The organism is Rathayibacter sp. VKM Ac-2856 (genome assembly GCF_013205055.1).
GTDB lineage: Bacteria > Actinomycetota > Actinomycetes > Actinomycetales > Microbacteriaceae > Rathayibacter.
Genome location: NZ_JABMLF010000001.1, coordinates 353,018 through 379,081 on the forward strand (window position 1 = coordinate 353,018; position 26,064 = coordinate 379,081).

Here is a 26,064-nt window from a genome sequence, read left to right on the forward strand (position 1 = left end):
GCCCTGTCGGGAGGCGCGCTCGGTTCAGTGCGCTCGGTCCGGTGCGCTCGGTCCGGTGCGCTCAGTCCGCCGTCGGGCGGTACGAGCGCACGACCGGCAGCACCTCGTTCGCCGCCGGTGCCGCCGAAGGCTTCCGTGTCACGACGTCGAGCCGCTGCAGCAGCGCGGGGATCGTCGGCGTCATCTCCAGCCGGCACTCGAGCTCGCCGTCGCGACCGGGCAGGACGAAGGCGACCTGGGCCGCGGAGGCGCTCCACAGCAGCCGCTCGCGCAGCGGCCGGGCGGTCGCGTCCTCGGCGAGCCCGCCGACCTCGGCGAGCACCGCGGCGAGCCGCCGCGCGCGCACCTCGGCCGGCACATCGCTCAGCAGGTTCGGGCTGAACAGCTCGCCGCCGGAGAGCTCCTCCGCCCGCGCGGGATCCGCGGGGCCGACGATCGCGGCCTCCACGGCGGCGGCGGCGGCCAGCGTCGTCGGGTGCAGCCGGATCGTCCGGGCCGGCGGGGCCGCGTCCTCGAGCGCCGCTCGGAGGAGGCCCGTGGCCGCGGCGGCGAGCTTCGCCCCGTTCGTCGTCGCGAACACGACGACCCCGAGACCCGAATCCAGGTGCCAGCGCATGTTCGAGGACCAGCCGGGCAGGCCGCCGGAGTGGTGGGCGATCGCGCCGAAGCGGACGTCCTGCTCGATCACGAGGCCGAGACCGTAGGCGGAGCCGTCGAGCGTGCTCTCGCCCGCACGGGGGCTGAGCGCCGGCACCGGGGTCCAGCCGCGCTGCATCTCGCGGCGGGAGGCGCGGCCGAGCACGGCATCGGCCGCCTCGGCCGCCCCGTCAGCCGCCCCGTCCTCGCCCGCGAACGCCGACGACAGCCAGCCGCTCCAGCGCGCGATGTCGCCGACCGTGCTGTACATGCTCGCCGCGCACGCCCCCACGCCGGTGCCCGTGTAGGGCCGCGGCTCCCAGGTGGCACCCTCGTCGAAGCTGCTGAAGCCCTGCGCCACATCGGCGCCCTCGGCGTACGCGCCGACGTCGTAGCGCGTGCTCGCGAGGCCGAGCGGCTCGAGGATCGTCCGGGTCGCGAACGCGACGAAGTCCTCGCCGGACACGTTCTCGACGATCACGCCGAGCAGCCAGAAGCCGATGTTCGAGTACTGGTAGACCTCGCCCGGCCGCTCCGTGAAGGTCAGCCCGCGGGCGATCAGCGCGAGGAACTCCACGCGCGGCATCGCCATGACGTGGTCCGCCCAGCCGTTGTCCTCGGGCAGGCCCGAGCAGTTGCTGAGCAGCATCCGGATCGTGACGGGGAGCGCCCGGCCGGCGGCGTCGACCGGATCGGCGAACTCCGGCACGTGCGCGCTCACCCGGTCGTCCAGGGACAGCAGCCCGCGGTCGCGCAGGATCAGCACGGCGGCCGCCTCGAAGCTCTTCGACATCGACGCGATGCGGTGCACGGTGCCGGCCACGGGAGCCGCGCCGTCGAGGCGGTGCTCGCCGCGCCCGTGCTGGGCGATCAGTCCCTCGCGGTCGAACAGGGCCCAGCTGAGCGACGGCGCGACCGGCGCCCCCTCGTCGAACCAGTGCGCGAATCGGTCCAGGAGCTGCGGGGTCATCCCCTCATCCTTCCGCACGCTCCGGGTCGTCCCGCCGCAGCTCGGCGACGATGCGCCGCAGGTGGATGGCGACCAGGACGCCCGGGCCCACGCTGGTCCCCGTCGCCGCGGTGCGCTCGTCGACCCGGCGCACCAGCTCCTCCACGGCGGCGTCCGCGCCCGCGAGGGAGTCGCCGCTCTCGATCGCCTCCGCGACCGCGTGGCAGGCCGCGGCGAGCGGCCGCGCCAGCTCCGCGTCGAACGGCAGCGCGCCCGGCCTGTCCCAGATCGTGTCCGCGAGGGCGGCGGTCATGTCGCGGACGTGGAAGAGCGTCCCGTCCAGCGTCGCCAGCCGGAGGTGGTCGGTCCGCGAGCTGTGCCGGTGCAGGAGCGCCCGCGGATTGCCCTTCCGGCTCTCGTCGCCGTCGACCAGCGCGCGCCGCACCCCCGACGCCGTCGCCGCCAGGTGCTCGCCGTTGGTCGACCAGGCCTCGTGCTCGGGCGGCCAGGTCTCCTCGAGGGCGTCCGCCATGTCGTGCAGGTGCCGCGCGAGCTGGCGCTCGAACTCGTCCACGCGGGCGGAGGCCGACTCCGAGGTGAGCCCCGGCGCGACCAGCAGGTTGACGAGGAGCCCGACGACCACGCCGACGGCCATCTGGACGAGGTAGCCGAGCGAGTAGTCCTCCGCGCGCGCTCCCCCGATGATCAGGACGAAGAGCGCCGCCATCGGCACGTACTCGCGGCCCGCGCCGAACCAGCCCGTGCCCGACAGCACGACGCCGATGCCGACGATCAGCGGGATGGTCCACCAGGTCGGGCCGACCGTCACCACGACGAGCGCCGCCAGGGCGATGCCGACGGCGAGGCCCAGCAGTGTCTGCACGCCGGTCTTCGCCGAGCCCATCAGCGTCGGGTACATGCTGACCAGCGCGCCGAGCGGCGCGTAGTACGGATACTGCTCCGCGACCCCGGGCACGTGCGGCGCGAGCGCCCAGGCGATGCCCACCGCCAGCGCCGTCTTCAGGGCGAGCAGCAGCCGCGGACCGGCGACGGCCGCGCGCCAGGCCCGGCCGAGCCGGGTGAGGCGGGCGCCGATCATTGCCGGGCGCCGATCACTGCCGGGCGTCGAGCCGCGCCGCGACGTCCGCCGGGAAGCCGCCGGTCGCGATCGGGCTCCAGCGCGTCGGGGTGATGCGCAGCAGCGACTTGCCCTGCAGGCGCATCGCCGCCCGGTACTCCTCCCAGTCGGGGTGCTCGCCGGAGATGCTGCGGTAGTAGTCGACCAGCGCGTCCTCCGCCTCCGGCATGTGCAGCACCTCGGCCTCGCCGTCGATCTGGATCCAGGCGTCGTTCCAGTCGTCCGACAGCACGAGCACGGAGGCGGCGGAGCGGCGCTCGGCGTTGCGGGTCTTCGCCCGGCCCGGATAGGTCGAGACGACGACGCGGCCCTCGGCGTCCACGCCGCCGGACACCGGGGACATCTGCGGCCGGCCGTCCGCGCGGGTGGTCGCGACGAGCATCCGGTGCCGCGGACGCACGAATTCGAGCATGCCGTCGCGGTCGACGACGGTGGTGGTGGAGACGGTTCTGGCCATGCGTCCAGGCTAGCCAGCCGGCCGGCGCCGCTCAGCCCGCGAGTCGCCGCAGCCGAGCGCGCTGCTCGCGGAGCACGACGACCAGCGCGACCCCGCCCGTGTCGCCCAGCCACTCCTCCAGCGCGGAGTCGAACAGCGCCGAGGCCGTGTGCGCGGCGAGCGCCGCATCGGCGGGCGGCACCTCCGCCGCGACGAGCGCGTCGCGCATCGCATCGGCCAGGATCGCCGACTTCAGGAGCTCGCGCTCGCGCAGCGCCGGCTCGGACCGGACGACCGCCCGCCGGGCCGCGATGTCGTCCCGCCAGCCCTCGAGGTCCCCGGCCGCGACGGTCTCGAGCCCGTGCATCAGCAGCTCGAGGGGCGCGAGACCGGCGGGCGCCCCGCCCAGCAGCCGCGCGACGACCTCCGGGAACTCCCGCTCCCGCAGGAACAGCACGTCGCGCTTGTCGGCGAAGTGGCGGAAGAAGGTGCGCGTCGTGAGTCCGGCGCGCTGGGCGATTGCGGGCACCGTCGTGGCGGAGTAGCCGTGCTCGGCGAACAGCTCCATCGCCGCGCGCTCGAGGCGCAGTGCGGCATCGGGGGCCCAGCGTGACATGGGGATCAGAGTAGCCGATGACACGTCGTGTCGTCAGGAGTAGGGTGATGACACGTCATGCCATCGATCGGAGACCCCGTGCCCTCGAACCCCGCCGGCCCCGCGAACCACGCCGCCCGCCTGCCCGCTCCCCGCGCCGATCTCGTCGTCGGCCCCGCGCCGATGCCCGCGCCGATGCCCGGGGAGCTGCTGGTGCGCAACCGCGCCGTCGCCGTGAACCCGCTCGACGACGTGAAGCAGTGGACCGGGAACCTGATGTACCGCTGGCTGCCCTACCCGTCCGTCCTCGGCGAGGACGTCGCCGGCGAGGTCGCCGCCGTCGGGCCGGGGGTCGAGCGCTTCGCCGTCGGCGACCGCGTCCTCGCCTACGCGGTCGGGATGGAGCGCGGTCGGCGGCACGAGGCCGAGGGCGGCTTCCAGGAGTACACGGTCGTCCGAGCAGACCTCGCCGCGCCGATCCCGCCGCATGTCGCGGACGAGCAGGCCGTCGTGCTGCCGCTCGCGGTCTCGACCGCGGCGACCGCGCTGTTCCAGAGGGACCACCTCGCGCTGCCGCACCCGTCGGCCGACCCCGTCGCCACCGGGCGCACGGTCGTCGTCTGGGGCGGCGCCACCAGCGTCGGCAGCAACGCGATCCAGCTCGCCGTCGCCTCCGGTCACCGGGTCGTGGCCACCGCCTCGCCGCAGAACCACGAGCGCCTCCGCGAGCTCGGCGCCGACGTCGTCGTCGACTACCGCGGCACCGGCGCGGTCGCCGACGTGGTCGCCGCGATCGGCGGGGCGGAGGTCGCGGGCGTCCTCGCCGTCGGGACCGGCTCCGCCGAGCCGTGCGTCGCGATCGCGGTCGCCACCGGGGCCCGCCGGGTCGCGCTGGCGAGCCCTTCCGTCTCGTTCGGCTCGCTCCCGCGCCGAGCGGGTCCCTCGCTCGCCTTCGCGCGGACGATGTCCCGGCTGATGGGCGCCAACATCGCTCTCCAGCTGACCGCGCGCCGCCACGGGATCCGCGCCCGCTACGTCTGGGGTGCCACGCTGATGAGCACCGAGGTCGGGCCGATGCTCTGGCGCGACCACCTGCCCGCCGCCCTCGCCGACGGCCGGCACCGCTGCGCACCCGAGCCCGAGATCGTGGGCACGGGGCTCGACTCCGTGCAGGCCGCGCTCGACCGGCTGCACGCGGGGGTGTCGGCGCGGAAGCCGGTCGTCCTGCTCCGACCGATCGCCCCGACCGTTCCGGCGGCTCCGACCGCTCCCGCGGCTCCGGCGGCGGGCCGCTCCGGTGCGCCACTATGGACCGTGCCGCTCCCCTCCACCGGACTCCCCGCCGCCTCCGCGCGCTCCTGGCTCCTCGTCGCGCCGTCCCTCGTCGTCCTCGGCTGGGGCGGCAACCAGTTCCTGCCGCTGATGCAGCTCTACCGGCAGCTCGAGGGCTACACGCAGACCCAGGTGACGATCCTCCTCGCGGCCTACGTCGTCGGCATCGTGCCCGGCTTCGCGCTCGCGGGCGGCTGGTCGGACCGCTTCGGCCGCCGGCCGGTGCTGCTGGCCGGCCTCGTGCTGGGCGTCCTCGGCAGCATCGTGCTCGCCTGCTCCCCCGCGTCGGTGCTCGGGCTGGGCGTCGGCCGCTTCATCAGCGGGCTGAGCGTCGCCGCCGGCATGGTCGTCGGCACCGCCTGGATCAAGGAGCTCTCGATCGCGACCGGAGCGTCGTCCGCGGGCGCCCGGCGCGCCTCCGCGATGCTCACGATCGGCTTCGGCGGCGGCGCCGGAGTCGGCGGCGCGCTCGCGCAGTTCGGCCCGTGGCCGACGGTGCTGCCCTACGTCGTCCAGTCCGCCGCCTGCGTCGCGGCCGTCCTCGTCCTGCTCCGCGCACCGGAGACGAGGGCCTACGACCCGAGCGCCGGCCGCCTCACCGGCGAGCTGCGGATCCCCCGCCCCGCCCGCCGCCGCTTCGCCGCCGTCGTCCTGCCGCTCGCGCCCTGGGTCTTCGCGGCACCCGCGCTGTCCTTCGCCGTCGGGCCGAGTCTCGTCGCCGAGCGGCTGCCCGGCGCCACCGTCGGCTTCGCCACCCTCGTCACCGTGATCACGCTCGGCTGCGGCTGGGTCACCCAGCTGCTCTCCGGACCGCTGCTGGCGCTGCTGCGCGGACGCGGCGCCCTCGTCGGCGGCGCGCTCACCGCGCTCGGCGCCCTGCTGCTGATCCCCGCCGCGGCCGGCCAGGAGCTCTGGGCCGTGCTCGTCGCCGCACCGGTCTTCGGCTGCGGCTACGGACTCGCGATGGTGTCCGGGCTCACCGCGACGCAGGCCCTCGTCGGCACCCGGGACCTCGCGAGCGCCACCGCCGTCTACTACTCCGTCACCTACGCCGGCTTCGCCCTGCCGGTGCTCCTCGCCGCGCTGGCCGTCCCCGCGCCGATGGCGGCGCTGCTCGCGGCGACCGCGCTCGCGATCCTCGCGTGTGTCGCGATCGCGGCCCGCGGGCTGCGGGATCAGAAGCGCGCCGCGACCTCGTAGAGCACGTCCTCGTCGCCCGCGTACAGGCCCTCGGCGCGCGGCCAGTGCGCGATCACGTCGGTGAAGCCGAGCTCCTCGGCGCGGCCGGCCGAGTCGGCGAAGCGGTCGACGCTCTCCAGCGAGTAGTCGGGCCCGGAGTCGAGCGAGAGGTGCCGCTCGATCGAGCGCGGGTCGCGCCCGGCCGCCGCGAGCGCGTCGTCGAGGCGCGCCGACAGCTCGGCGATCGCCGTCCACCACTCCTCGGTGCTGCGGCCCTCCGGCCCCGTCGTCACCCAGCCCTGCGCGCGCTCGGCCACGAGCGCGAGGCCCTTCGGCCCGTTCGCGGCGAGGATCAGCGGCACCCGCGGGGACTGCACCGGCTCCCCCACCATCCGGGCGCCGCGCGCGGTGAACCACTCGCCGTCGATGTCGATCCCGCCCGAGCCGGGCGCCTCGTGCCGCAGCAGCACGTCGAGCGCCGCGACGAACTCGACGTAGCGCTCGTGCCGCTCCCGCGGCGAGTGCAGCTCCTGCCCCAGCACGGTGGCGTCGAAGCCCGTCCCACCCGAGCCGACACCCAGGACGACGCGACCGCCGGAGATCTCGTCGAGCGTCGCGATCTCCTTGGCGAACGGCACCGGGTGCCGGAAGTTCGGCGAGGCGACGAACGTGCCCAGCCGGAGCGTCTCGGTGACGACCGCCGCCGCCGTGAGCGTCGGGATCGTCGCGTGCCAGACCTGATCGGCGAGCGAGCGCCAGGAGAGGTGGTCGTAGGTCCAGGCGTGGTCGAAGCCGAGCCCCTCCGCCGACTGCCACTTGCGGCGGGCGGTGGGCCAGGGGTCCTGCGGGAGGATGACGATGCCGTGTCGCATCGTCCGAGTGTAGGAGGAGGGCCCGGTACGATGGTCGGCGGTGTGCCGGGAAGTCTGGTCGGCGGACACGGCTCAGCGCCGCGTTCTCGCGTGATCAGACGACCTTCCGAAGGAACCCCCTCCGTGCCACACACTCCTGCCTCCGGGCCCACCTCGTCCGGGCCCGCGAACCCCGAGCCCACCCACCAGGCGCCGCACGCGATCTGGCGGGGCCTCCGCCAGACGCTGCGCTCCGACGCCGTCGGCGGTGCGCTCCTGCTCGGCGCGACCGTCCTCGCCCTGGTCCTCGCCAACTCCCCGGCCGCCGGCTTCTACGAGACGGTGCGCGACTTCGAGTTCGGACCGGAGGCGCTGCACCTGAACCTCAGCGTCGGCGCCTGGGCCGCCGATGGACTGCTGGCGATCTTCTTCTTCGTCGTGGGCCTCGAGCTCAAGGAGGAGTTCGTCGTCGGCAAGCTGCGGAACCCCCGCACCGCCGCGCTCCCCGTCGCCGCCGCGTTCGGCGGTGTCGCCGTCCCGGCCCTGATCTACGTCGCGATCAACGCGAGCGCGGGCCCCGACGCCCTGCAGGGCTGGGCCATCCCGGTCGCCACCGACATCGCCTTCGCGGTCGCCGTGATCGCGGTCGTCGGCCGGAGCCTCCCGGTCGCCCTGCGCACCTTCCTGCTCACCCTCGCCGTCGTCGACGACCTGCTGGCGATCACGATCATCGCCGTCTTCTACACCTCGGCCATCGCCTTCGTCCCGCTGCTGCTCGCCCTCCTGCCGCTCGGCGTCTTCGCCGTCCTCGTCCGCCGCGGCGTCCGCACCTGGTGGATCCTCATCCCCCTCGGCGTCGCCACCTGGGCGCTCGTGCACGCGTCCGGCGTCCACGCGACCGTCGCCGGCGTGCTGCTGGGCTTCGCCGTCCCGGTCATCGCGACCGCGCGCGCCCGCGTCCGCACGGGCACCGGCAGCGACGGCGAGCCCGAGTACGACGGCCTCGCCGCGCACTTCGCCGACCGCTGGAGCGGCGTCTCGGCCGGTGTGGCCGTCCCGGTCTTCGCCTTCTTCTCGGCCGGAGTGACGGTCGGCGGCCTCTCCGGCCTCGTCGAGTCGTTCCAGGACACCATCGCCATCGGCATCGTCGTCGGCCTGGTGGTCGGCAAGCCGCTCGGGATCCTCGCGACCACCTTCCTGATCACCCGCCTGCCCGGGCTCCGCCTCGACCCGGCCCTGCGCTGGCCGGACCTGGTGGGCATGTCGATGCTCGCCGGCATCGGCTTCACCGTCTCGCTGCTCGTCGGCGAGCTCTCCTTCGGCGTCGGGAGCGAGGCCGACGAGCACGTGAAGGTCGGCGTGCTGGCCGGCTCCGTGCTGGCGGCGGCACTCGGAGCGGCCGTGCTCTCGATCCGCAGCCGCCGCTACGCGCGGGACCGCGCGGGCGCCCTCTCGGACTGAGGCTCCGCCGGGCGCATGGTGCCGCCGGCCCCCTCCGCGAACGCCCGTGCCGTCGCCGCGATCGTCCGCTGCATGACCCGCACCGCGGCGGTCGGCGCGAGGTCGGCCGGGCGGGCGAGGCTGATCGTGCGGCGCAGCACCGGCTCCTCCAGCCGGATCGAGCGCAGGCCCGGCCGCCCCTGCAGCACCATCGCCGGGACGATCGCGACGCCGAGGCCGCGCTCGGCGAAGCGCAGCACCGCGTCCATCTCGGCGCCCTCCAGCACCACGTCGGGCTCGAGCCCGGCCGCGGCGAAGGCCGCGTCGGTCGTCCGGCGCAGGTCGTAGCTGGAGTTGAAGACGATCTGCGGGAGGCCGGCGACCGCCGCGAGGCCGATCGCGTCGCCGTCCGCCAGCGGCGGCCGCGCGGCGGAGGAGACGACGACCAGCTCCTCGACCAGCAGCGGCGTCACCGTGAAGGCGCCGACGACCGCCGCCGTCGAGGTCGTGACGAGCGCGAGGTCGAGCTCCCCGCGGGCGAGCCGGTCGAACAGGCTGCGCGAGCCGTCCTCCGCGAGGTGCAGCTCGATCGCCGGGTGCGCCGCATGGAAGGCGTTCAGCACCTCCGCGACGAGGCTGATGCAGAGGGTCGGCGTCGCACCGAGGCGCACCCGCCCGCGCTCGAGGCCCGCGAGCTCGGCCAGCTCGCGGCGCACCGACTCGGCATCGGCGAGCATGCGCCGGGCGAGCGGCAGCAGCAGCTCGCCGGCCGAGGTCAGCGAGCTGCCCGAGCGGGCGCGGTGGAGCAGCTCGGCGCCCAGGTCCTGCTCGAGGGCGGCGATCTGCCGGCTGAGCGAGGGCTGCGCGAGGTGCAGTTCCTCGGCGGCGCGGGTGAAGCTGCCGAGGCGCGCGACCTCGACGAAGCCGGTCAGCTGCTCGAGGTTCATGGTCATAGCGTAAGCGCATGACGGGGCACAGGATGATGCATTGGAGTAATCGAGGAGCGCTGCCTAGCGTGGAGGCATGACCTCTTCCACGACCACCACCCCGGAGCGCCGGATCTCCACCTCCGTCCTCGTCATCGGCACGGGCGGCTCGGGGCTTCGCGCGGCGATCGAGCTCGCCGAGGCGGGCGTCGACGTCCTCGCGCTGGGCAAGCGCTCGAAGTCGGACGCGCACACCTCGCTCGCGGCCGGCGGCATCAACGCCGCCCTGTCCACGATGGACCCCGAGGACAGCTGGCAGCAGCACGCGGCCGACACCATCGTCGAGTCGTACCTGCTCGCCAACCCGCACACCGTCGAGATCGTCACCTCGAACGCCGCCCGCGGCATCCAGGACCTCGAGCGCTACGGCATGCCCTTCGCCCGCGAGGACGACGGCCGCATCTCGCAGCGCTTCTTCGGCGCGCACACCTACCGCCGCACGGCCTTCGCCGGCGACTACACCGGCCTCGAGATCCAGCGGACGCTCGTCAACCGGGCCGCGCAGCTCGAGATCCCGATCCTCGACACCGTCTACGTCACGCGCATCCTGGTCAACGAGGACGGCGCCGTCTTCGGGGCCTACGGCTTCGACCTCGTCGACGGCACCCGCTACCTCATCCACGCCGACGCGGTGATCCTCGCCGCCGGCGGCCACAACCGCATCTGGCGCCGCACCTCCTCGCGCCGCGACGAGAACACCGGCGACTCGTTCCGCCTGGCCGTCGAGGCCGGCGGCCGCCTGCGCGACCCCGAGCTGGTCCAGTTCCACCCCTCGGGCATCATCGAGCCCGAGAACGCGGCCGGCACGCTGATCTCCGAGGCGGCCCGCGGCGAGGGCGGCATCCTCCGCAACGGCCTCGGCGAGCGCTTCATGCACAAGTACGACCCGGAGCGGCTCGAGCTCTCGACCCGCGACCGTGTCGCGCTGGCCTGCTACACCGAGATCAAGGAGGGTCGCGGCACGCCGAACGGCGGCGTCTGGCTCGACGTCTCGCACCTGCCGCGCGAGACGATCATGACCCGCCTCCCCCGCGTCTACCAGACGATGCTCGAGCTGCAGATGCTCGACATCACGAAGGACCCGATCGAGATCGCGCCGACCGCGCACTACTCGATGGGCGGCGTCTGGGTGCGCTCGGACGACCACAGCACCGACGTCCCCGGCCTCTACGCCATCGGCGAGGCGTCCAGCGGTCTGCACGGCGCGAACCGCCTCGGCGGCAACTCGCTGATCGAGCTTCTCGTCTTCGGCCGGATCGTCGGGCAGGCGGCGGCGGAGTACTCCGCGTCGCTGACCGCGCAGACCCGCTCCTCCGCCGCACTGCAGGTCGCCCGCGACGAGATCGCGGATCTCCTGGCCGCCGACGGCGAGGAGAACGTGCGCGCCCTGCAGCGGGCGATCCGCAACACCATGACGGAGCACGCGGGCGTCGTCCGCGACGAGGCGGGCCTGCTGGCCGGTCTCGCCGAGCTGGACGCCATCGAGGCGCGCATCGCCGACATCGGCATCCACCCCGACATCGCCGGCTACCAGGACCTGGCGCACGCCTTCGATCTGAAGTCGGCCGCGATGGCGGCGCGCGCCACCCTCGAGGCGGCGCTGGAGCGCCGCGAGAGCCGCGGCTGCCACAACCGCAGCGACTACCCGGAGATCGACCCGGCCCTCCAGGTGAACCTGGTCTGGTCGCCGACCGCCGGCATCACCCGCGAGGAGATCCCCGCGGTGCCGGAGGAGATCCAGGCGCTCATCCGCGAGGTCGAGACCGCGGGCAAGCTGCTGGAGTAGCCGCCCCGCCCGCGAGGGCGCGCACGACGACGCCGGCCCGGGGAGTCCCGGGCCGGCGTCGCGTCGTGCAGCATCCGATCAGGCGCGGCTGCGGGCGCGTCCGCCGAAGCGGATGTAGATCAACAGCACGATGATCGCGCCGATGATGGAGCCGATGATGCCGGCGGGCTGGAGGAAGCCGTCCATCGGGTCGTGCTGGAAGATCAGGAAGCCGAGGAAGCCGCCGACGAAGGATCCGACGATCCCCAGCACGATGGTCATCAGGATGCTGATGTTCTGGCGTCCGGGGACGACGAGACGGGCGAGGGCGCCGGCGATGAGGCCGACGACGATGAGGCTGATGATGAGTCCGAGCACGGGTGTCACCTTCCGATCGAGCACGGCGGACCGTGCGGTGGGGCTCTGCGATCGCTGAGCCGATGGGCAACCCAAGCAGTCGCCGGGGGGTGGGCGGTACACCCCTGGGGGTGTAGTCGCGGTACCCGCCGACGCGGTACGGTCCGGGGATGGACAGAGCATGCCGGCACCCCTGACCGTCGCCCTGGTCGACGACTACGACGTCGTCCTCAAGGGCCTCGCGCACATGTTCGACCACTACCGCGACCGCGTCGTCGTCGCTGAGATCGACGCGAACGCCGCCCTCTCGGACCGCATCGACATCGTCCTCTACGACTCGTTCGCCCAGCCGGAGTCGGATCTGCAGGAGCTCGCCGACCTCGTCCGGAACCCTCGCGCCGAGCACGTCGTCGTCTACACCTGGAACTTCCACCCCGACCTCGTCCACGACGCGCTGGAGCAGGGCGTGCGCGGCTACCTCTCCAAGACCCTCCCCGCGCGCGAGCTCGTGGCCGCTCTGGAGGCGGTGCGGGACGGCGAGCTCGTCGTCAGCGAGCCGCCCCGCCGCGCCGGCACCGCACCCGGTCTCGACTGGCCGGGCCGCCACGAGGGCATCACCGACCGCGAGTCCGAGATCCTCGCGCTGATCACCCAGGGCAAGAGCAACGCCGACGTGGCCGCCCTCACCTACCTCAGCCCCAACACGGTCAAGTCCTACATCCGCAGCGTCTACGGCAAGATCGGCGCCTCCAGCCGCACCCAGGCCGTGCTCTGGGGGGTCGAGCACGGCTTCACCCCCGACCACCACCGCATCGACCACTGGCTGGGCGGCCCGTGAGCGCCCGGCGCACCTTCGGCTCGTGAAACCGGCTCCGGCTCGCGGAAACGCGCAGTTCTGACGAGCCCGACTCGAATTCGCGAGCCCGAGGCTCCCCGCCGCCCTTCTTGCGCGAGCACGGTTCCGCGTGGTCCGGTAGCCCCATGGACTCCACTTCCGCGGACGGGCCCTCCAGCACCGGCGACGACGACGCGGTGCTCCGGGCGCTGTGCACGACCACCGAGCTGGACGAGGACGGCGAGGTCGTCGCGGTCGGCGATCGGATCCGCCGCCTCGCGGTCCCGTACCGCGGCGGCTGCTTCGGCGGGGCGCTCGACGAGACGCCGTGGATGCTCGACCGCTACGGCGACGCGACCGGAGCCGCCGACACCGTCTGGATCGAGGGCGTCGTGACCTCCGTCGCCGCGATCCGCACCCGGCTCACCCGCCTCCCCGACGGCACCTTCGCGGCGCGGCCCGGCTCGGCGGTCCTCGAGCCGCTGCACTCGACCGCGGACACCCGCAGGCCGACCCCCGAGATCGACTGGCAGCCGCACTCCGAGCCCGACGCGGACGGCCGCGCCTATGCGATGGGCTTCGCCCGTCAGCACGAGGGCGACGAGGACCTCTCCGGCTGGCTGTTCACCGTCCGGCGCGCCTAGGGTGAGCGGACCGGAGCACGAGGGGGACGCGATGCCACGGATCCACCGCCGACGGGCCGCTGCGGGCGCGGCGATCGCTCTGCTCGCCCTGCCGCTGCTCGCGGCGTGCGCGGGACCCGTGCCCTACTCGGACTTCGACCGACCGCGGGACGAGCGCGACGTGCTGCCGGACCTCGGCGACGTCACCGAGCAGATCGACCCGGACTCCGTGCGCTTCGTCGGCACCGCCGAGGGCGTGGACGTCTACCTCGGCTCATCGATCGACGGCGGAGACCACTGCGTGATCGTCGACGGCGACGACGGCCCCTTCAGCGGCTGCAGCGGATCGGGCGACCTCGAGATCTCCCAGCGCACCTCCGTCGTCGTGCAGGTCCACGCCGACGGCGCAGAGCCCGAGGACGTCCCCGGACTCGAGTGGTCGACGCTCGGGGAGAACGTGTCCGTCAGGACGTACTCCTGACCCCGTCCCTGCGATAGGTCGCCAGCGCGACTCCGCCGGGCAGCGCGCGGAGGTCGACGGCCTCGAGCGCCACCGGCTGCGCGAGCGGGCCGAGCAGCGGGACCCCGGAGCCGAGCAGGAGCGGCGAGATCTTGATCTGGATCTCGTCGATCTCGTCGATCAGCTGCGCCGCGAGGTCGCCGCCGCCGCAGAGCCAGACGTCCCGGCCGGGCTCCCGCTTGAGCGCCGTGACCTGCGCGCGCACGTCGCCCCGCATCGTCTCCACCCGGTCGGAGGCGGGCAGCTCGCCGTGCGTCACCACGATCTGTCGCAGGTGCGGGTAGGCGCCGTCGACGAGCCCGGCGTCCACCGCCGGGGCGTGACTCCGGCGCCCGAGCAGCACCGTGTCGAAGCGGCGCGGCGCGGCCGTGACGCCGAGCGCCGCGCGCAGGTGCGCCGGGCAGGTCTCGGGGTAGCGCTCGAAGAGGTCCGCGAGGGTCTCCGGCGCGGTCGGGAAGGCGGAGACGTCGCCCTCGGGATCCGCGAGGAAGCCGTCGAGCGACGTGGCGATGTAGTAGACGAGGTCGCGCATGCTCCCGCACGGTACCCCTGGTCGCGGAGGGTCTTCTAGCCTGGAAGGGAGAGGAGGCCCGATGTCCGAAGCCAGGGACCGCGCCGCCCGGTACGCCGCGGAGCGCGCGGCCGGAGGCCGGCCGGAGACCGGGGAGGAGAGCACCGGCTCTCTGCCCGAGAACCCGGAGGACCGCGCCGCGTTCATCGAGACCTCGATCCAGCAGGCGATCCGCCGCGGCGAGTTCGACGGGCTGCCCGGTGCCGGCAAGCCGCTGGAGGGCCTCGGCGAGCACCACGACCCCGACTGGTGGATCCGCCGCAAGATCGAGCGCGAGAACCTGACCGGGATCGGACCGGCCGCCTTCCTCCTCCGCGCCGAGGACCGCGGGCTCGACGACCAGCTCGACCGGCTGATGCGGGAGTCGGAGGTCCGGGCCGTGCTGACCGACTTCAACAAGCGGGTCGTCGAGGCGCGCCGGCAGCTGCTGGGCGGCCCGCCGGTGGTGACGCCGCTGCGCGATCTCGACGCCGAGGTCGCCGCCTGGAGCGCGCGCCGGGCCGCCCGCTTCGCCGCGTCCGAGCCCGAGGAGCCCGCACGGCCCCGCCGCCGCTGGTGGCGCCGGCGCTGATCCCCGTCGATCCGCGGCGGCACCGCGCGCGGGCGGCCCCATCCGCATCAGTATGCTGGGAAACTCCGCGAGGGAGGGTCGGATGAAGGTTCCGCGCACCGCGACGACCCGAGTCGTCACCGAGATCAACCGGACGGCGATCGTCGACGCCCTCCGCCTGCACGGCCCCTCCTCCCGCAGCGCCATCGCCCGGCACACCGGGCTCAGCCCCGCCACCGTCGAGCGGCTCTGCTCGGCGCTGCTCGGCGAGGGCGTCATCGTGCTCGACGGCCGGGAGCGCTCCTCCGGCGGCCGCCCGTCCTCGCTCTACCGCTACGCCGGCGACGCCCGCGTGGTCGCGGCGATCGAGGTGTCCGAGACGCAGGCGCACGGCCGCCTCGTCGACTTCGACGGCAAGACCGTGCGCGACGAGGTCCTGGCCTTCGCACCCGACGGCGACGGCTCCGACGCCGACCGCCGCCTCGCCGGCACCATCGAGATGGTCGACCTGCTGATGGCGGCCTCGCAGCGGATCCGCAAGCCGTGCGCCGGCGTGGGCGTCACCATCCCGGGCATCGTGCACGGTCCGGAGGGCCGGGTCACCAACACGATCGAGCTCGGCTGGAGCGACGTGATGCTCGGCAGCATCCTCAAGGCCCGCGTCGGCGTGCCCGTGCTGGTCGAGAACGACGCGAACGCCATCGGCTTCGGCGAGTGGTCCCGCGGGGCCGGCCGCGGCACGCAGAGCCTCGCCACCTACGTCCTCGGCGTCGGAGTCGGCGCCGGCATCGTGCACGACGGCGCGCTGCTGCGCGGGTCGCGCTCGGCCGCGGGCGAGATCGGCTATCTCGTCACCGAGCGCTCGCACCTGGAGCGGCCGTACACGACGCAGGGCGACCTGGAGTCGCGGATCGCCGGGGTCTCGCGCGGCTGGGCCCGCGAGCACGCGCCGGACGCGCCGAATCCGCTCGCCGCTCTGCTCGACGCGGCCGCCGGCGGCGACGCGGCCGCGCAGGCCTCCGCCGCCGAGGTCTTCGACTACATCGGCCTGTCCTGCATCGCCCTCTGCACCGTGCTCGACCCCGAGCTGATCGTGCTGGCCGGCCACCTCTCCCGTCAGCCGGAGTACGCGATCGGCGAGGTGACGCGCCGCCTGGTCGGCCGGATCACCATCCCGCCGCGCATCGCGACCGCCGAGCTGGGCGCCGACGCGGCCCTCGTCGGCGTCGCGCAGCTCATCATCGCCCGCTCGCGGACGGCGACCTATCTCAGCTGAGCGGCCCGAGCGCCGCGGCCGCCTCGCGGTCGAGCAGCACCGTCACGTCCGCGTGGCCCTGCAGTGCCGAGGCCGGACAGTCGACGTCGACCGGGCCCAGCAGCGCCCGCGCGAGGGCGTCGGCCTTCGCCGCGCCCGAGGCGAGCAGCACCAGCGAGCGCGCGGCGAGGATCGTGGCGATCCCCTGCGTGATCGCCGACTCCGGCACGAGATCGACGCGCCCGTCGAAGAAGCGGGCGTTCGCCTCGCGGGTGCTCCGCTCGAGCCGGACGACGTGGGTGCCGACGTCGTGCGGCGTGCCCGGCTCGTTGAAGCCGATGTGCCCGTTGCCGCCGATCCCGAGGATCTGCAGGTCGACCCCGCCGCTCGCGCGGATCGCGGCGTCGTAGTGGCGCCCCGCCCGCTCGTCGGCGGCGCGGGTGCCGTCGGGGACGTGCACGTCGCGCAGGCCCAGCGGGAGCCGCACCTCGCGGTCGAGCACCGCGCGGTAGCTCTCGGGGTGCCCGGGAGCGATGCCGACGTACTCGTCGAGCGCGAAGGCGCTCACCCCGGAGAAGTCGAGGGCGCCGGCCGCGACGCGCTCGGCGAGCTCGCGGTAGAGCAGCGAGGGCGTGGACCCCGTGGCGACGCCGAGCACCGCGCGCGGGTCGGCGAGCACGCGCTCCGCGACCAGGTCGGCGGCGGCGCGGGAGGCCTCGGCGAAGGAGTCGAAGGCGAGGACCGTGGTGCCCGGCGCGAAGGCTGTGGCGCCGGTCGTCCCGAGGACGCTCACGAGGCGACCTCCGAGAGGGTGCGCTCGCGGGCGCGGTCGGCCAGCGCGCGGGCGTGCGCGATCGCGCCGACCACCGGCGGGCGCCGCACGACGACGAAGCCCAGCTGCGGCGCCTCGGCGGCCAGCCGCTCGCGGATCCGGCGCTCGTACGCGGGCTGGTTGACGATCACGCCGCCGCCCGCGACCACGAGCGAGCCGATCGCTCCGCGGCGCACCAGCGAGGCGACCCCGGCGGCGAGCGCGCGCGCGGCCGTCTCGACGATCCGCTCGGCGAGGGCCGAGCCGCCGGCCGCCTGCTCGAAGACCAGCGGGGCGAACGCGCCCCAGGCCGCGCCGCCGGCGATGCGCGTCGCCTCCGCGGCGAGAGTGGCCGCATCGCTCGCGCCGAACGCGTCGAGCACCGCGGCGAACAGCGGATCGTCCGCCTCGCCGCGGTCGCTCGCCACGAGGGTCTCCCGCAGCGCAGTCGAGACGAGGTCGTGCGCGCTGCCGCGGTCGCCGAGCGGCCAGCCGTGGCCGTCGACGGTGATGCGGGCGCCGTCCGCGGTGCTCCCGCAGATCACGGCGCCGGTGCCGACGATCATCTGGATGCTCGGCTCCTCCTGCTCCGCGAAGCCCAGCAGCTCGGCGTCGTTGACGACCGTCACCGCTCGGCCGAGGTGCCGCGAGAGCGCATCGGTCGCCTCGAGCATCTGTGCCGGGGTGTCGCAGCCGTGCACGCCGAGGACGACCACGGCGTCCGCGGCGAGCGGCCGCAGGCGCAGCAGCACGTCGGCCAGTCGCGGCAGGTTGCCGGGGTCGGCGAAGAGCTCGCCGGCGCGCCAGGCGCTCGAGGGGAGGACGAGGTCCTCCTCCACACCGGCCGTGTCGAGCAGGCGGACGTGCGTCTTGGTCCCGCCCACGTCGACACCGACGAGGTGGGCTGCGGCTGCCGGATGATTTTGCGTCACAGTGGCATGAAAGCATCTCTCGGCCAGGGGGACAAGGCGGCTGTCGCAGGATGCAGGCCCCAGCACACCTCCTCGTTACGGCGCTGTTTCCGCGAGTTACGGGCTGATCACGAGTTCGGAAGTGGGGAAAATACTTGTTGACCTATATGTGTCGTATTGATAAGAAAGCACTACCGCCTCGACGACGAAGCGCCCGCGCCTCGTCGACTGACAGACACATGAAAGGTGTTCCGTTGAAGAAGACAGCACGCGCCGCACTGGCGCTCCTCGGCACGGGAGTGCTGATCGCTTCTCTCGCCGGGTGCGCGAACGGCTCCTCCGGAGCCGGCGCCTCCGACCCGCTCCAGTTCGTCCTCTCCGGCGACGGGACCCAGGGCGGCGGCTACCAGAAGATGGCCGACCTCTACCAGGAGCAGACCGGTGTCGAGGTCGAGATCGTCGACGTCCCCGGCGACGACCTGACCACCCGACTGCGCAACAGCGCGCAGGCGAACGACCTGCCGGCCCTCGCCGCGGCCGCCAACGTCGACCCGCTGTGGAAGGACCAGATCCTCGACCTCTCGCAGATCGCCGAGGACCAGGACATCCTGCCGCTGCTCGCCGTGCCGGACCCCGAGGACGGCAAGGTCAAGGCGCTGCCCACCAGCCTCACCTCGGTCGGCATGTTCATCAACAAGTCGCTCTTCGACGAGGCGGGCGTCTCCTACCCCACCGACGCGACGCAGAGCTGGACCTGGGACGAGTTCGTCGCCAAGTCCGAGGAGGTCCAGGCGGCCACCGGCGCGCAGTACGGCATGGTGATGGACAACTCCGCGCACCGCCTCCGCTCCTTCCTCTACGAGTTCGGCAGCGAGGGCATCGTCGACGACGACGGCACCTTCACCACCAACGACGAGACCAAGACGGCGCTGGAGTACTTCAAGAAGCTCAACGACGACGGCTTCATGCCGAAGTCGGTCTGGACCGCCGGCGAGGACGCCAGCGCGACCTTCAAGAGCGGCCAGGTCGTCTCCTACTACTCCGGCGTCTGGCAGATCGCGGACTTCCAGACCAACATCACCGACTTCGAGTGGGCCTCGGTGCCGACCCCGCAGCAGCCCGTCAAGGCGACCAACTACGGCGCCGCGTCGTGGATCGTCGCCTTCGACGGCACGGGCCAGGAGGAGGAGGCCCAGAAGTTCATCGACTGGCTCTACCAGCCCGAGCAGTACTCCGCGTACTGCGAGATCGCGGGCTGCCTGCCCGCCGTCACCGGTCTCGAGATGGACTACCCGGCCAACCAGGACGCGTTCGCGCTCTACAACGCCGAGATCGCCGCCTCGCCCGCGGTCTCCTCGCTGCAGACCGTCGACCAGCTGATCGGCGGCTACGAGGGCAAGTTCCTCCAGTCCGAGCCCCTCAAGGACGAGACGATCAAGTACCTCAACGACCAGCAGAGCGTCGACGAGACGATCGACAACATCCTCTCGACGACCCAGGCCGCCCTCGGCGAGTAGTCGTTCCGGGCGGTGCGGGGAGCCTCTTCCCGCACCGCCCTCCCGATCGCACCAGCGATCGCTCCACCGCTCGATCGCACCCGACCAGGAGAGCATCATGACCGTCCAGCCGCTCGTCACTCCGTCCTCGCCACCGGAGGCGGCCCTCACGGTCCCCGGCGCAGGTCGCGGATCGAAGGGCTCCCGCCGGCGCCCCGTGCGCCGCCCCCGCTACGTCGTCAGCACCGTGCTGCTGACGGTCGGCGTCGCGATCCTCTTCGCCCTCTTCTTCGTCTGGCCCGGCGCCCTCGGCGTGATGTACTCCTTCACCTCGTACCGCGGGTTCGGCGACATCGAGTTCGTCGGCCTCGACAACTACACGGCGCTCGCGCAGGACCCGGTCTTCTACGCCGCGGTCGGCCGCACGCTCGTCTACGCGCTCTTCTCGGTGCCCTTCGCCTGCGGCCTCTCGCTGCTGATGGCCGTCGCGCTCAACAACGCGCGGGCCAAGGGCAAGCTCGGCGCCCGCATCATCTTCTTCCTGCCCTGGCTGGTCTCCCCCATCGTCGCGGGAGTCATCTGGCGCTGGATGTTCGGCGAGAGCTTCGGCTTCGTCAACTTCGCCATCACCTCGCTCGGCGGCGGCGCCGTCCCGTGGTCCTCGAACGCCGACCTCTCGCTCTTCGTCGTGATCCTCGCCTCCGCGTGGGGCGGCGCGGCCTTCAACATGCTGCTGTTCATCGCGGCGCTGAACAACGTGCCCACCTCGCACTACGAGGCGGCCGAGCTCGACGGCGCGAACCCCTGGCAGCGCTTCGTCTCGATCACCCTCCCCGGCATCGCGCCGACCACGCTGCTCGTCGTGCTGCTCTCGACGCTCGGGCACATGAAGGAGTTCGCGATGATCCAGGCGCTCAACAACGGCGGCCCGGGCACCGAGAACCAGCTCATCGTCCAGTACATCTTCCAGACCGGATTCGCGCAGTCGAACGTCGGATACGCCAGCGCCGCCTCGATGGTGCTGCTGGTGATCCTGCTGATCATCGCCGGCATCCAGCTCGCCATCAGCAAGAGGAGCCAGGCATGGTGACCACGACCCCCGCCCCCGCCCGCACGCCGCGCACCAAGCGCACTCCCCCCGCTCCCGCGCCGATGACCCGCCGCAAGACCGGCGAGTTCCGCCGCTCGATCGGCCCGACCGCCATGCTCTGGGCGATCGCGATCCTCACGCTCTTCCCGCTGCTCTGGTTCCTGCTCAGCTCGTTCAAGGGCGGCGGCGACCTCTTCACCTACCCGCTCTCGCTGCTGCCGCGCGAGTGGACCCTCGACGGCTACGAGCGCGCGCTCGAGCGCGTCGACTTCCTCCGCTACTTCTCGAACACCTTCGTGGTCGCGACGCTGACCACTCTGCTGACCGTGTTCTTCAGCGCGACGACCGGCTATGCGCTGGCCAAGTACAAGTCGCCGTGGCTGAGCGTGCTCGCGCTCTGCATCCTGGCGACGACGATGCTGCCCGGCGAGGTCATCCTCAACCCGGTCTTCACCGTGGTCCGCGACCTCGGCATGTACAACACCCTGATGGGCATCATCATGCCGTCGATCCTCACGCCCACCGGCGTCTTCATGTTCCGGCAGTTCTTCATCACTGTGCCGGACGAGCTGCTCGACGCCGCCCGCATCGACGGGGCGCGCGAGCTCTCGATCTTCTTCCGGATCATGCTGCCGCTGTCGAAGCCGATCATCCTGACGCTCTCGATCATCTCGTTCCAGTGGCGCTGGAACGACTACATCTTCCCGCTGATCATCCTCAGCGACCCGAAGAACTTCACCCTGCAGATCGCGCTGCGCCAGCTGATCGGCGCGCAGAACATCGACTGGGCGATCCTGCTCTCGGCGTCGGTGCTCTCGATGCTGCCGCTGGTGGCGATCTACCTGGTGTTCCAGAAGTACATCACCGGGTCCGACATCACTGCGGGGCTGCGCGACTAGAGATGCACCACGACGAGACGAAGGCCGCCGCCCGCGTCGACCGCTTCCTCGCCGAGCGCCTCCCCCTCGCGGTGACGGCCGAGCGCACACCGCTCGCCGTCGCCGCCTGGACGGCCGTCGGCGAGCCGGTCGGCTTCGAGACCGCGACCGATCCGCGGAACGCCTACGAGACGATCGAGCCGGGAGCGCCGTGGGGCGCCGCCTGGGACACCACCTGGTTCCGGGTGACCGGGACCGTGCCGCCGGAGTGGGGCGACGCGGGCGACCGCCACCGGATCGAGCTCTCACTCGACCTCGGCTTCGACCGCGCCAAGCCGGGCTTCCAGTGCGAGGGCCTGGCCCGCGCCGCGGACGGCCGGGTGCTGAAGGGCCTCGAGCCGCGCAACCACCACGTGCCGCTCGACGCGGCCCCCGGCGAGGAGTTCCTCGTCTGGGTGGAGGGCTCCTCGAACCCGGACCTCACCGGCGGGAACGACTTCGCCGGCCCGGGAGCCTTCGCCCCCACGCCGCTCGGAGACCGGGCGACCGCCGGCCCCGCCCCGCTCTACCGGCTCGGCCGCTTCTCCCTCGTGCTCATCGACACCGTCGCCGAGCGACTCGGGCTCGAGCTCGCCGTCCTGCGCGGGCTGCACGACGAGCTCCCGCTCACGGAGCCGCGCCGGCACGAGGTCCTCGCCGGGCTGACCCGCGCCCTCAACGCCGTCGACCCCGACGACCCCGCCGGCACGGTCGCCGACGCGCGCGCCGCGATCGCCCCCCTGCTCGCCGCTCCGGCCGCGCACTCCGCGCACCGCATCTCGGCGACCGGGCACGCGCACATCGACTCCGCCTGGCTCTGGCCGACGCGCGAGACCGTCCGCAAGTGCGCGCGCACCTTCTCCAACGTGCTCGATCTGATGGACCGCGACCCGGACGCCGTCTTCACCTGCTCCTCCGCCCAGCAGTTCGCCTGGATGAAGGAGCACCACCCCGCGATCTTCGCCCGCATCGTCGAGCGGGTCCGCGAGGGCCGGTTCGTGCCGGTGGGCAACATGTGGGTCGAGTCCGACGTGACCATGCCCTCCGGGGAGTCGCTGGTGCGCCAGCTGCAGCAGGGCGCGCGGTTCTTCCAGGAGGAGTTCGGCGCGATCAGCGAGGTCGGCTGGCTCCCCGACTCCTTCGGCTACTCCGCCGCGCTGCCGCAGCTGCTGCGGAAGGCAGGGCTGCGCTGGTTCTTCACGCAGAAGATGTGCTGGAACGAGACGAACGCGATGCCGCACCACTCCTTCGTCTGGGAGGGGCTCGACGGCTCGCGGATCTTCACGCACTTCCCGCCCTCGAACACCTACAGCGGCGACCTGCGGCCGACCGAGCTGGCGCGCATCGTCCGCAACTTCCAGGAGCACGGGCGGGCGACGCGCTCGCTGATGCCCTTCGGCTACGGCGACGGCGGCGGCGGACCGACCCGCGAGATGATGACGCTGGCCCGCCTCCAGTCCGACCTCGAGGGCTCGCCGCGGCTCGAGTTCTCCTCCGCACACGACTTCTTCGAGGCCGCGGAGACCGAGTACGCGGACCCGCCCGTCTGGTCCGGCGAGATGTACCTCGAGTTCCACCGCGGCATCCTCACCTCGCAGGCCCGCACCAAGCGGGGCAACCGGCGGAACGAGCGGCTGCTGGCCGAGGCCGAGCACTGGGCGAGCGTCGCCTCCCTGCGCCACGGCGTCCCGTTCCCGTTCGACGAGCTCGACGCGCTCTGGCGCCGCGTCCTGCTGCTGCAGTTCCACGACATCCTCCCCGGCACCGCGATCGCCTGGGTGCACCGCGAGGCCGAGCGCACCCACGCCGAGGTGACGGAGGCGCTCGAGCGGATCATCGTCGAGCGGCTCGCGGTCGTGGTCGGGCCGGGCGAGCGGATGCTCGCGCTGAACGCGGCACCGGTCGTCGTCGACGGAGTGCCGGCCCGCGGCGGCGCGGTGCTCGCGCCCGTCGAGGGGCTGCCCGTCCGCGCCGACGGCGAGGGCTTCGTGCTCGAGTCGTCGCTGCTCACCGTCGTGGTCACCGCCACCGGTCAGCTGTCGAGCATCGTCGACCGCGCGAGCGGCCGAGAGCTGCTGCCCGCGGGCCGGGTCGCGAACCTGCTCCAGCTGCACCGCGACGAGCCGAACCAGTGGGACGCCTGGGACCTCGACGCCGCCTACCGCGACACGGTCGTCGACCTCGTCGAGGGCACCGTCGAGCTCGGCGGGGACGGCGCGAGCGTCGTCGTCCGCCGGAGCGTCGGGCGCGAGGGCAGCACCGTCGTCCAGACGATCGCGCTCGATCCGCGCGAGCCCGCCGTGCGGATCCGCACGGTCGTCGACTGGCACGAGCGGCGGAAGCTCCTGAAGCTCGCCTTCCCGCTCGACGTCCACGCCGAGCACTCCTCGGCCGAGACCCAGTTCGGCCACGTCCGCCGCCCGGTGCACACCAACACCAGCTGGGAGGCGGCGAAGTACGAGATCTGCGCGCACCGCTGGCTGCACGTCGGCGAGCCGGGCTTCGGCGTCGCCGTCGCGAGCGACTCCGTCTACGGCTACGACGTGCAGCGCGCGATCGACGGCGGCCGCGTGAGCACCGTCGTCCGCCAGTCGCTGCTGCGCGCGCCGACCTTCCCGGACCCGGAGGCGGACCAGGGCGTGCACGAGATCCTCAGCACGCTGACCGTCGCCCCCGGCATCGCCGACGCCGTCCGCGCCGGCTTCGCCGCGAGCACCGCGCCCCGCGTCGTCCGCGGCGGTGCGGCTCCGGAGCCGCTCGTCGCCGTCGAGGACCCGGCCGTGGTCGTCGACACCGTCGTCCTCGCTGCCGACCGCAGCGGCGACGTGATCGTGCGCCTGCACGAGGCGCTCGGCGGCCGGGTCCGCACGATGCTCGTCGTCGCGCACCCGCTCGCGGCGGTGCGCGAGGTCGACCTGCTCGACCGCGACGTCGAGGGCACGGCGCTGCTCGACGCGGCGCTGCTCGGTGCCGACTCCGGCCGGATCTCGCTCGAGCTGCGGCCGTTCGAGGTCGTGAGCCTGCGCCTCTCCCCCGCTTCCGTCCCGTCCTCCACCTCCATCCCGATCTCTGAGGAGACCCCGTGATCACCGTCGACGACGCCCCCTACGCCGCGCGGCTCGTCACGGACGCCCGCGTGCGCTCCGACGGGTTCGTCGCGCGCGCCGCGCAGCCGCTGACCGGTCTCGGCCCGCGACCGACGATGCGCGCCATCACCTCCCTCGTCGCCCAGGCCATCGCGGAGGGCGACGAGCGTCCGGAGCACCAAGACGCCGCGGAGCAGTACCTCCGGCACCTCGCCGGGCAGCAGCTGGAGAGCGGCCTGTTCTCCAGCAGCGGCAACCTCGCCTCCCCGCCCGACACCGCGTTCACCCTCAACGACCTCTGCGGCTGCGTCGAGCTGCTGGACCGCCACCGGCCCGCCGGCTTCGAGCCGCTCCGCGCGGGACTCGCCGCGATCGCCGTCGCCGCGTCGCCCGCGATGCTGGCCGGCGGCGTGCACACGCCGAACCACCGCTGGGAGCTGGCCAGCGCCCTCGCCGCCCTCGCCGTGCACGTGCACGGCGGCCGCGGGGCGGCAGGCGCATCGAGCCCGATGGCCGCCGCGCTGCTCGACCGCGCCGACGCCTGGCTCGCCGAGGGCATCGACATCGACGCCGACGGCCAGTACAGCGAGCGCAGCGCCGTCTACGCCACCGAGGTCACGAACCCGAGCCTGCTCGCGCTCGCGCACGACCTCGACCGGCCGGCGCTGCTCGACCCGGTCCGCCGGAACCTCCGCGCGATCGCCGGCCTCGTCGAGGACGACGGCGAGATCGAGTGCGTGCACTCGCGCCGGCAGGACCAGACCATCCCCTACGACGTCGAGAACCTGCTCTCGCCCTACCGCCTGCTCGCGATCGAGGACGGCGACCGCGACGCCGCCCGGATCGTCGCGCAGATCCTCGGCCGAGAGCTCCGCGAGCCGGAGCGCCACCTCGCCGAGCTCCTGCGCCGCCCGGAGATCGGCGGAGTCCTGCCCGAGCCCGCGCCGACGCCCGGGTCGGTCACGTGCGCCTACCCGGTCAGCCGGCTGCTCCGCCGTCGCGAGGGCGCCCTCTCCGTCTCCGTCTCGGCCGGCAGCGATTTCGCGAGCACCGGCCGGATCGGCTCCGGCCTCGCCAACTCCGCGACCCTGGTCCGGGCCCGCGCGCACGGTCTCGTTCTGCGCTCGCTGCGCGTCTCGCCCGCGTTCTTCTCGCTCGGCTGCGCGCGACCGCAGACCCTCGAGCCGACCGAGCGCGGCGCCGTGCTCGTCGAGCGGCGGGTCTCGGGCTACTACGACACCCTCGGCGCCGACGCCCCCGCGCCGACCGCCGTCCCGGACAGCGAGGGCCGCTTCTTCTCGGTGATGGACTTCGCCCGGCGCGACCGGTTCGAGGTGGAGCTGCGCACCGAGGTCGCCGTCGAGGTCGACGAGACGGGCATCGACGTGCGGCTGTCCTTCGCCGGGCTCGAGACGCGCTACGCGCTCGAGCTCGTCATCGACGGCGACGGCGACGGCGACGGCGACGCGACGGTGGAGGGCGCGGTCCGCACCGAGGACGGCTGGTGGCTCGACGGCGGCTCCGCGGAGGTGCGCACCGGCTCCATCCGCACCGGCTCCGCCGCGCTCTCGATCGCGACCGATCCCGGCGACGGCGTCCCGCCCGTCTTCGACGACGGCGAGATGTTCACCTACGTCGGCGGCGCCGACCGCATCGCGGGCACCAGGATCCTGCTCGGCGGCTCCACGACCGAGCCGCGCCGCCTGCGACTCGAGATCGCGCCGCGATGAGCAGC

The 26,064-nt window shown here is 73.5% G+C and carries 23 protein-coding genes; 13 read left to right on the plus strand and 10 right to left on the minus strand.

Going from position 1 to position 26,064, the window contains the following annotated elements:
* Positions 1–61: 61 nt before the first annotated feature.
* Genes HQQ82_RS01655 through HQQ82_RS01670 form a run of 4 tightly spaced genes read right to left on the minus strand, consistent with a single transcriptional unit; the run spans position 62 to position 3,775 of the window.
* Positions 62–1,606, minus strand: a complete 1,545-nt coding sequence (locus HQQ82_RS01655; protein ID WP_173231361.1) for a serine hydrolase — start codon at positions 1,604–1,606, stop codon at positions 62–64.
* 4 nt (positions 1,607–1,610) lie between these two features.
* Entirely contained in the window at positions 1,611–2,684 is a 1,074-nt protein-coding gene (locus HQQ82_RS01660; RefSeq protein WP_173231362.1) for an aromatic acid exporter family protein, read from the minus strand.
* Positions 2,685–2,697: 13 nt separating this feature from the next.
* Positions 2,698–3,180 (minus strand): PPOX class F420-dependent oxidoreductase, encoded by a 483-nt coding sequence (locus HQQ82_RS01665; RefSeq protein ID WP_173231363.1) that lies wholly within the window; start codon positions 3,178–3,180, stop codon positions 2,698–2,700.
* 31 nt (positions 3,181–3,211) lie between these two features.
* Positions 3,212–3,775 (minus strand): TetR/AcrR family transcriptional regulator, encoded by a 564-nt coding sequence (locus tag HQQ82_RS01670; protein WP_173231364.1) that lies wholly within the window; start codon positions 3,773–3,775, stop codon positions 3,212–3,214.
* A 57-nt stretch (positions 3,776–3,832) separates the two neighbouring features.
* Between HQQ82_RS01670 and HQQ82_RS20480 the strand changes: the two genes are divergently transcribed.
* Positions 3,833–6,286, plus strand: a complete 2,454-nt coding sequence (locus HQQ82_RS20480; protein WP_173231365.1) for an MFS transporter — start codon at positions 3,833–3,835, stop codon at positions 6,284–6,286.
* On the opposite strand, the gene HQQ82_RS01680 is transcribed toward HQQ82_RS20480, so the two are convergent.
* Positions 6,262–7,137: an LLM class flavin-dependent oxidoreductase gene (locus HQQ82_RS01680; protein ID WP_173231366.1), complete on the minus strand. Its 876-nt coding sequence runs from the start codon at positions 7,135–7,137 to the stop codon at positions 6,262–6,264. The two genes, HQQ82_RS20480 and HQQ82_RS01680, sit on opposite strands and share 25 nt — an antisense overlap.
* A 201-nt stretch (positions 7,138–7,338) precedes the next feature.
* On the opposite strand from HQQ82_RS01680, the gene nhaA reads away from it, so the two are divergent.
* Positions 7,339–8,577, plus strand: a complete 1,239-nt coding sequence (gene nhaA, locus HQQ82_RS01685) for a Na+/H+ antiporter NhaA (protein WP_367947850.1) — start codon at positions 7,339–7,341, stop codon at positions 8,575–8,577.
* Here nhaA and HQQ82_RS01690 read toward each other — a convergent pair.
* Positions 8,541–9,503 (minus strand): LysR family transcriptional regulator, encoded by a 963-nt coding sequence (locus HQQ82_RS01690; protein WP_173231368.1) that lies wholly within the window; start codon positions 9,501–9,503, stop codon positions 8,541–8,543. The two genes, nhaA and HQQ82_RS01690, sit on opposite strands and share 37 nt — an antisense overlap.
* Before the next feature lie 76 nt (positions 9,504–9,579).
* Here HQQ82_RS01690 and HQQ82_RS01695 point away from each other — a divergent pair, with 76 nt between their 5' ends.
* Positions 9,580–11,328, plus strand: coding sequence for an L-aspartate oxidase (locus HQQ82_RS01695; protein ID WP_173231369.1), 1,749 nt, complete (start codon positions 9,580–9,582; stop codon positions 11,326–11,328).
* A 78-nt stretch (positions 11,329–11,406) separates the two neighbouring features.
* Here HQQ82_RS01695 and HQQ82_RS19485 read toward each other — a convergent pair whose 3' ends face one another.
* Positions 11,407–11,685 carry a GlsB/YeaQ/YmgE family stress response membrane protein gene (locus HQQ82_RS19485; RefSeq protein ID WP_173231370.1) on the minus strand — a complete coding sequence of 93 codons (279 nt, stop codon included), beginning with the start codon at positions 11,683–11,685 and terminating at the stop codon, positions 11,407–11,409.
* Positions 11,686–11,845: 160 nt separating this feature from the next.
* Between HQQ82_RS19485 and HQQ82_RS01705 the strand changes: the two genes are divergently transcribed.
* The 3 genes from HQQ82_RS01705 to HQQ82_RS01715 all read left to right on the plus strand — a co-directional run bounded on the left by HQQ82_RS01705 (position 11,846) and on the right by HQQ82_RS01715 (position 13,603).
* Positions 11,846–12,502: a response regulator transcription factor gene (locus tag HQQ82_RS01705; protein WP_173231371.1), complete on the plus strand. Its 657-nt coding sequence runs from the start codon at positions 11,846–11,848 to the stop codon at positions 12,500–12,502.
* A gap of 143 nt (positions 12,503–12,645) precedes the next feature.
* Positions 12,646–13,143, plus strand: coding sequence for a hypothetical protein (locus tag HQQ82_RS01710; protein WP_173231372.1), 498 nt, complete (start codon positions 12,646–12,648; stop codon positions 13,141–13,143).
* A 31-nt stretch (positions 13,144–13,174) separates the two neighbouring features.
* Positions 13,175–13,603: a hypothetical protein gene (locus HQQ82_RS01715; protein ID WP_173231373.1), complete on the plus strand. Its 429-nt coding sequence runs from the start codon at positions 13,175–13,177 to the stop codon at positions 13,601–13,603.
* Here the strand turns inward: HQQ82_RS01715 and HQQ82_RS01720 are convergent.
* The gene (locus HQQ82_RS01720) at positions 13,587–14,174 is read right to left on the minus strand and encodes a dihydrofolate reductase family protein (RefSeq protein WP_173231374.1); all 588 of its coding nucleotides are present in this window, start codon (positions 14,172–14,174) and stop codon (positions 13,587–13,589) included. The genes HQQ82_RS01715 and HQQ82_RS01720 overlap by 17 nt on opposite strands.
* Positions 14,175–14,235: 61 nt before the next feature.
* On the opposite strand from HQQ82_RS01720, the gene HQQ82_RS01725 reads away from it, so the two are divergent.
* Together HQQ82_RS01725 and HQQ82_RS01730 are read left to right on the plus strand one after the other, a co-directional pair.
* Positions 14,236–14,784: a DUF1992 domain-containing protein gene (locus HQQ82_RS01725; protein ID WP_173231375.1), complete on the plus strand. Its 549-nt coding sequence runs from the start codon at positions 14,236–14,238 to the stop codon at positions 14,782–14,784.
* A gap of 82 nt (positions 14,785–14,866) precedes the next feature.
* Positions 14,867–16,039, plus strand: coding sequence for an ROK family transcriptional regulator (locus tag HQQ82_RS01730; protein ID WP_173231376.1), 1,173 nt, complete (start codon positions 14,867–14,869; stop codon positions 16,037–16,039).
* Here HQQ82_RS01730 and HQQ82_RS01735 read toward each other — a convergent pair.
* Entirely contained in the window at positions 16,032–16,811 is a 780-nt protein-coding gene (locus HQQ82_RS01735) for a glucosamine-6-phosphate deaminase (RefSeq protein ID WP_173231377.1), read from the minus strand. The two genes, HQQ82_RS01730 and HQQ82_RS01735, sit on opposite strands and share 8 nt — an antisense overlap.
* A complete protein-coding gene (locus HQQ82_RS01740; RefSeq protein ID WP_173231378.1) occupies positions 16,808–17,713 on the minus strand; it encodes a BadF/BadG/BcrA/BcrD ATPase family protein in 906 nt (301 codons plus the stop codon). Before HQQ82_RS01740 ends, HQQ82_RS01735 begins: the two co-directional genes overlap by 4 nt.
* Positions 17,714–17,994: 281 nt before the next feature.
* On the opposite strand from HQQ82_RS01740, the gene HQQ82_RS01745 reads away from it, so the two are divergent.
* The 5 genes from HQQ82_RS01745 to HQQ82_RS01765 all read left to right on the plus strand — a co-directional run bounded on the left by HQQ82_RS01745 (position 17,995) and on the right by HQQ82_RS01765 (position 26,059).
* Complete coding sequence (locus tag HQQ82_RS01745; RefSeq protein WP_254071162.1) at positions 17,995–19,257, plus strand: ABC transporter substrate-binding protein; 1,263 nt, start codon at positions 17,995–17,997, stop codon at positions 19,255–19,257.
* Positions 19,258–19,354: 97 nt separating this feature from the next.
* Positions 19,355–20,326 (plus strand): carbohydrate ABC transporter permease, encoded by a 972-nt coding sequence (locus HQQ82_RS01750; RefSeq protein ID WP_173231380.1) that lies wholly within the window; start codon positions 19,355–19,357, stop codon positions 20,324–20,326.
* Positions 20,320–21,225 carry a carbohydrate ABC transporter permease gene (locus HQQ82_RS01755; protein WP_254071163.1) on the plus strand — a complete coding sequence of 302 codons (906 nt, stop codon included), beginning with the start codon at positions 20,320–20,322 and terminating at the stop codon, positions 21,223–21,225. Before HQQ82_RS01750 ends, HQQ82_RS01755 begins: the two co-directional genes overlap by 7 nt.
* A 2-nt stretch (positions 21,226–21,227) precedes the next feature.
* Positions 21,228–24,329, plus strand: a complete 3,102-nt coding sequence (locus HQQ82_RS01760; RefSeq protein WP_173231381.1) for a glycoside hydrolase family 38 C-terminal domain-containing protein — start codon at positions 21,228–21,230, stop codon at positions 24,327–24,329.
* Positions 24,326–26,059 carry a hypothetical protein gene (locus HQQ82_RS01765; RefSeq protein WP_173231382.1) on the plus strand — a complete coding sequence of 578 codons (1,734 nt, stop codon included), beginning with the start codon at positions 24,326–24,328 and terminating at the stop codon, positions 26,057–26,059. The genes HQQ82_RS01760 and HQQ82_RS01765 overlap by 4 nt, the downstream gene beginning before the upstream one ends.
* Positions 26,060–26,064: the final 5 nt, after the last annotated feature.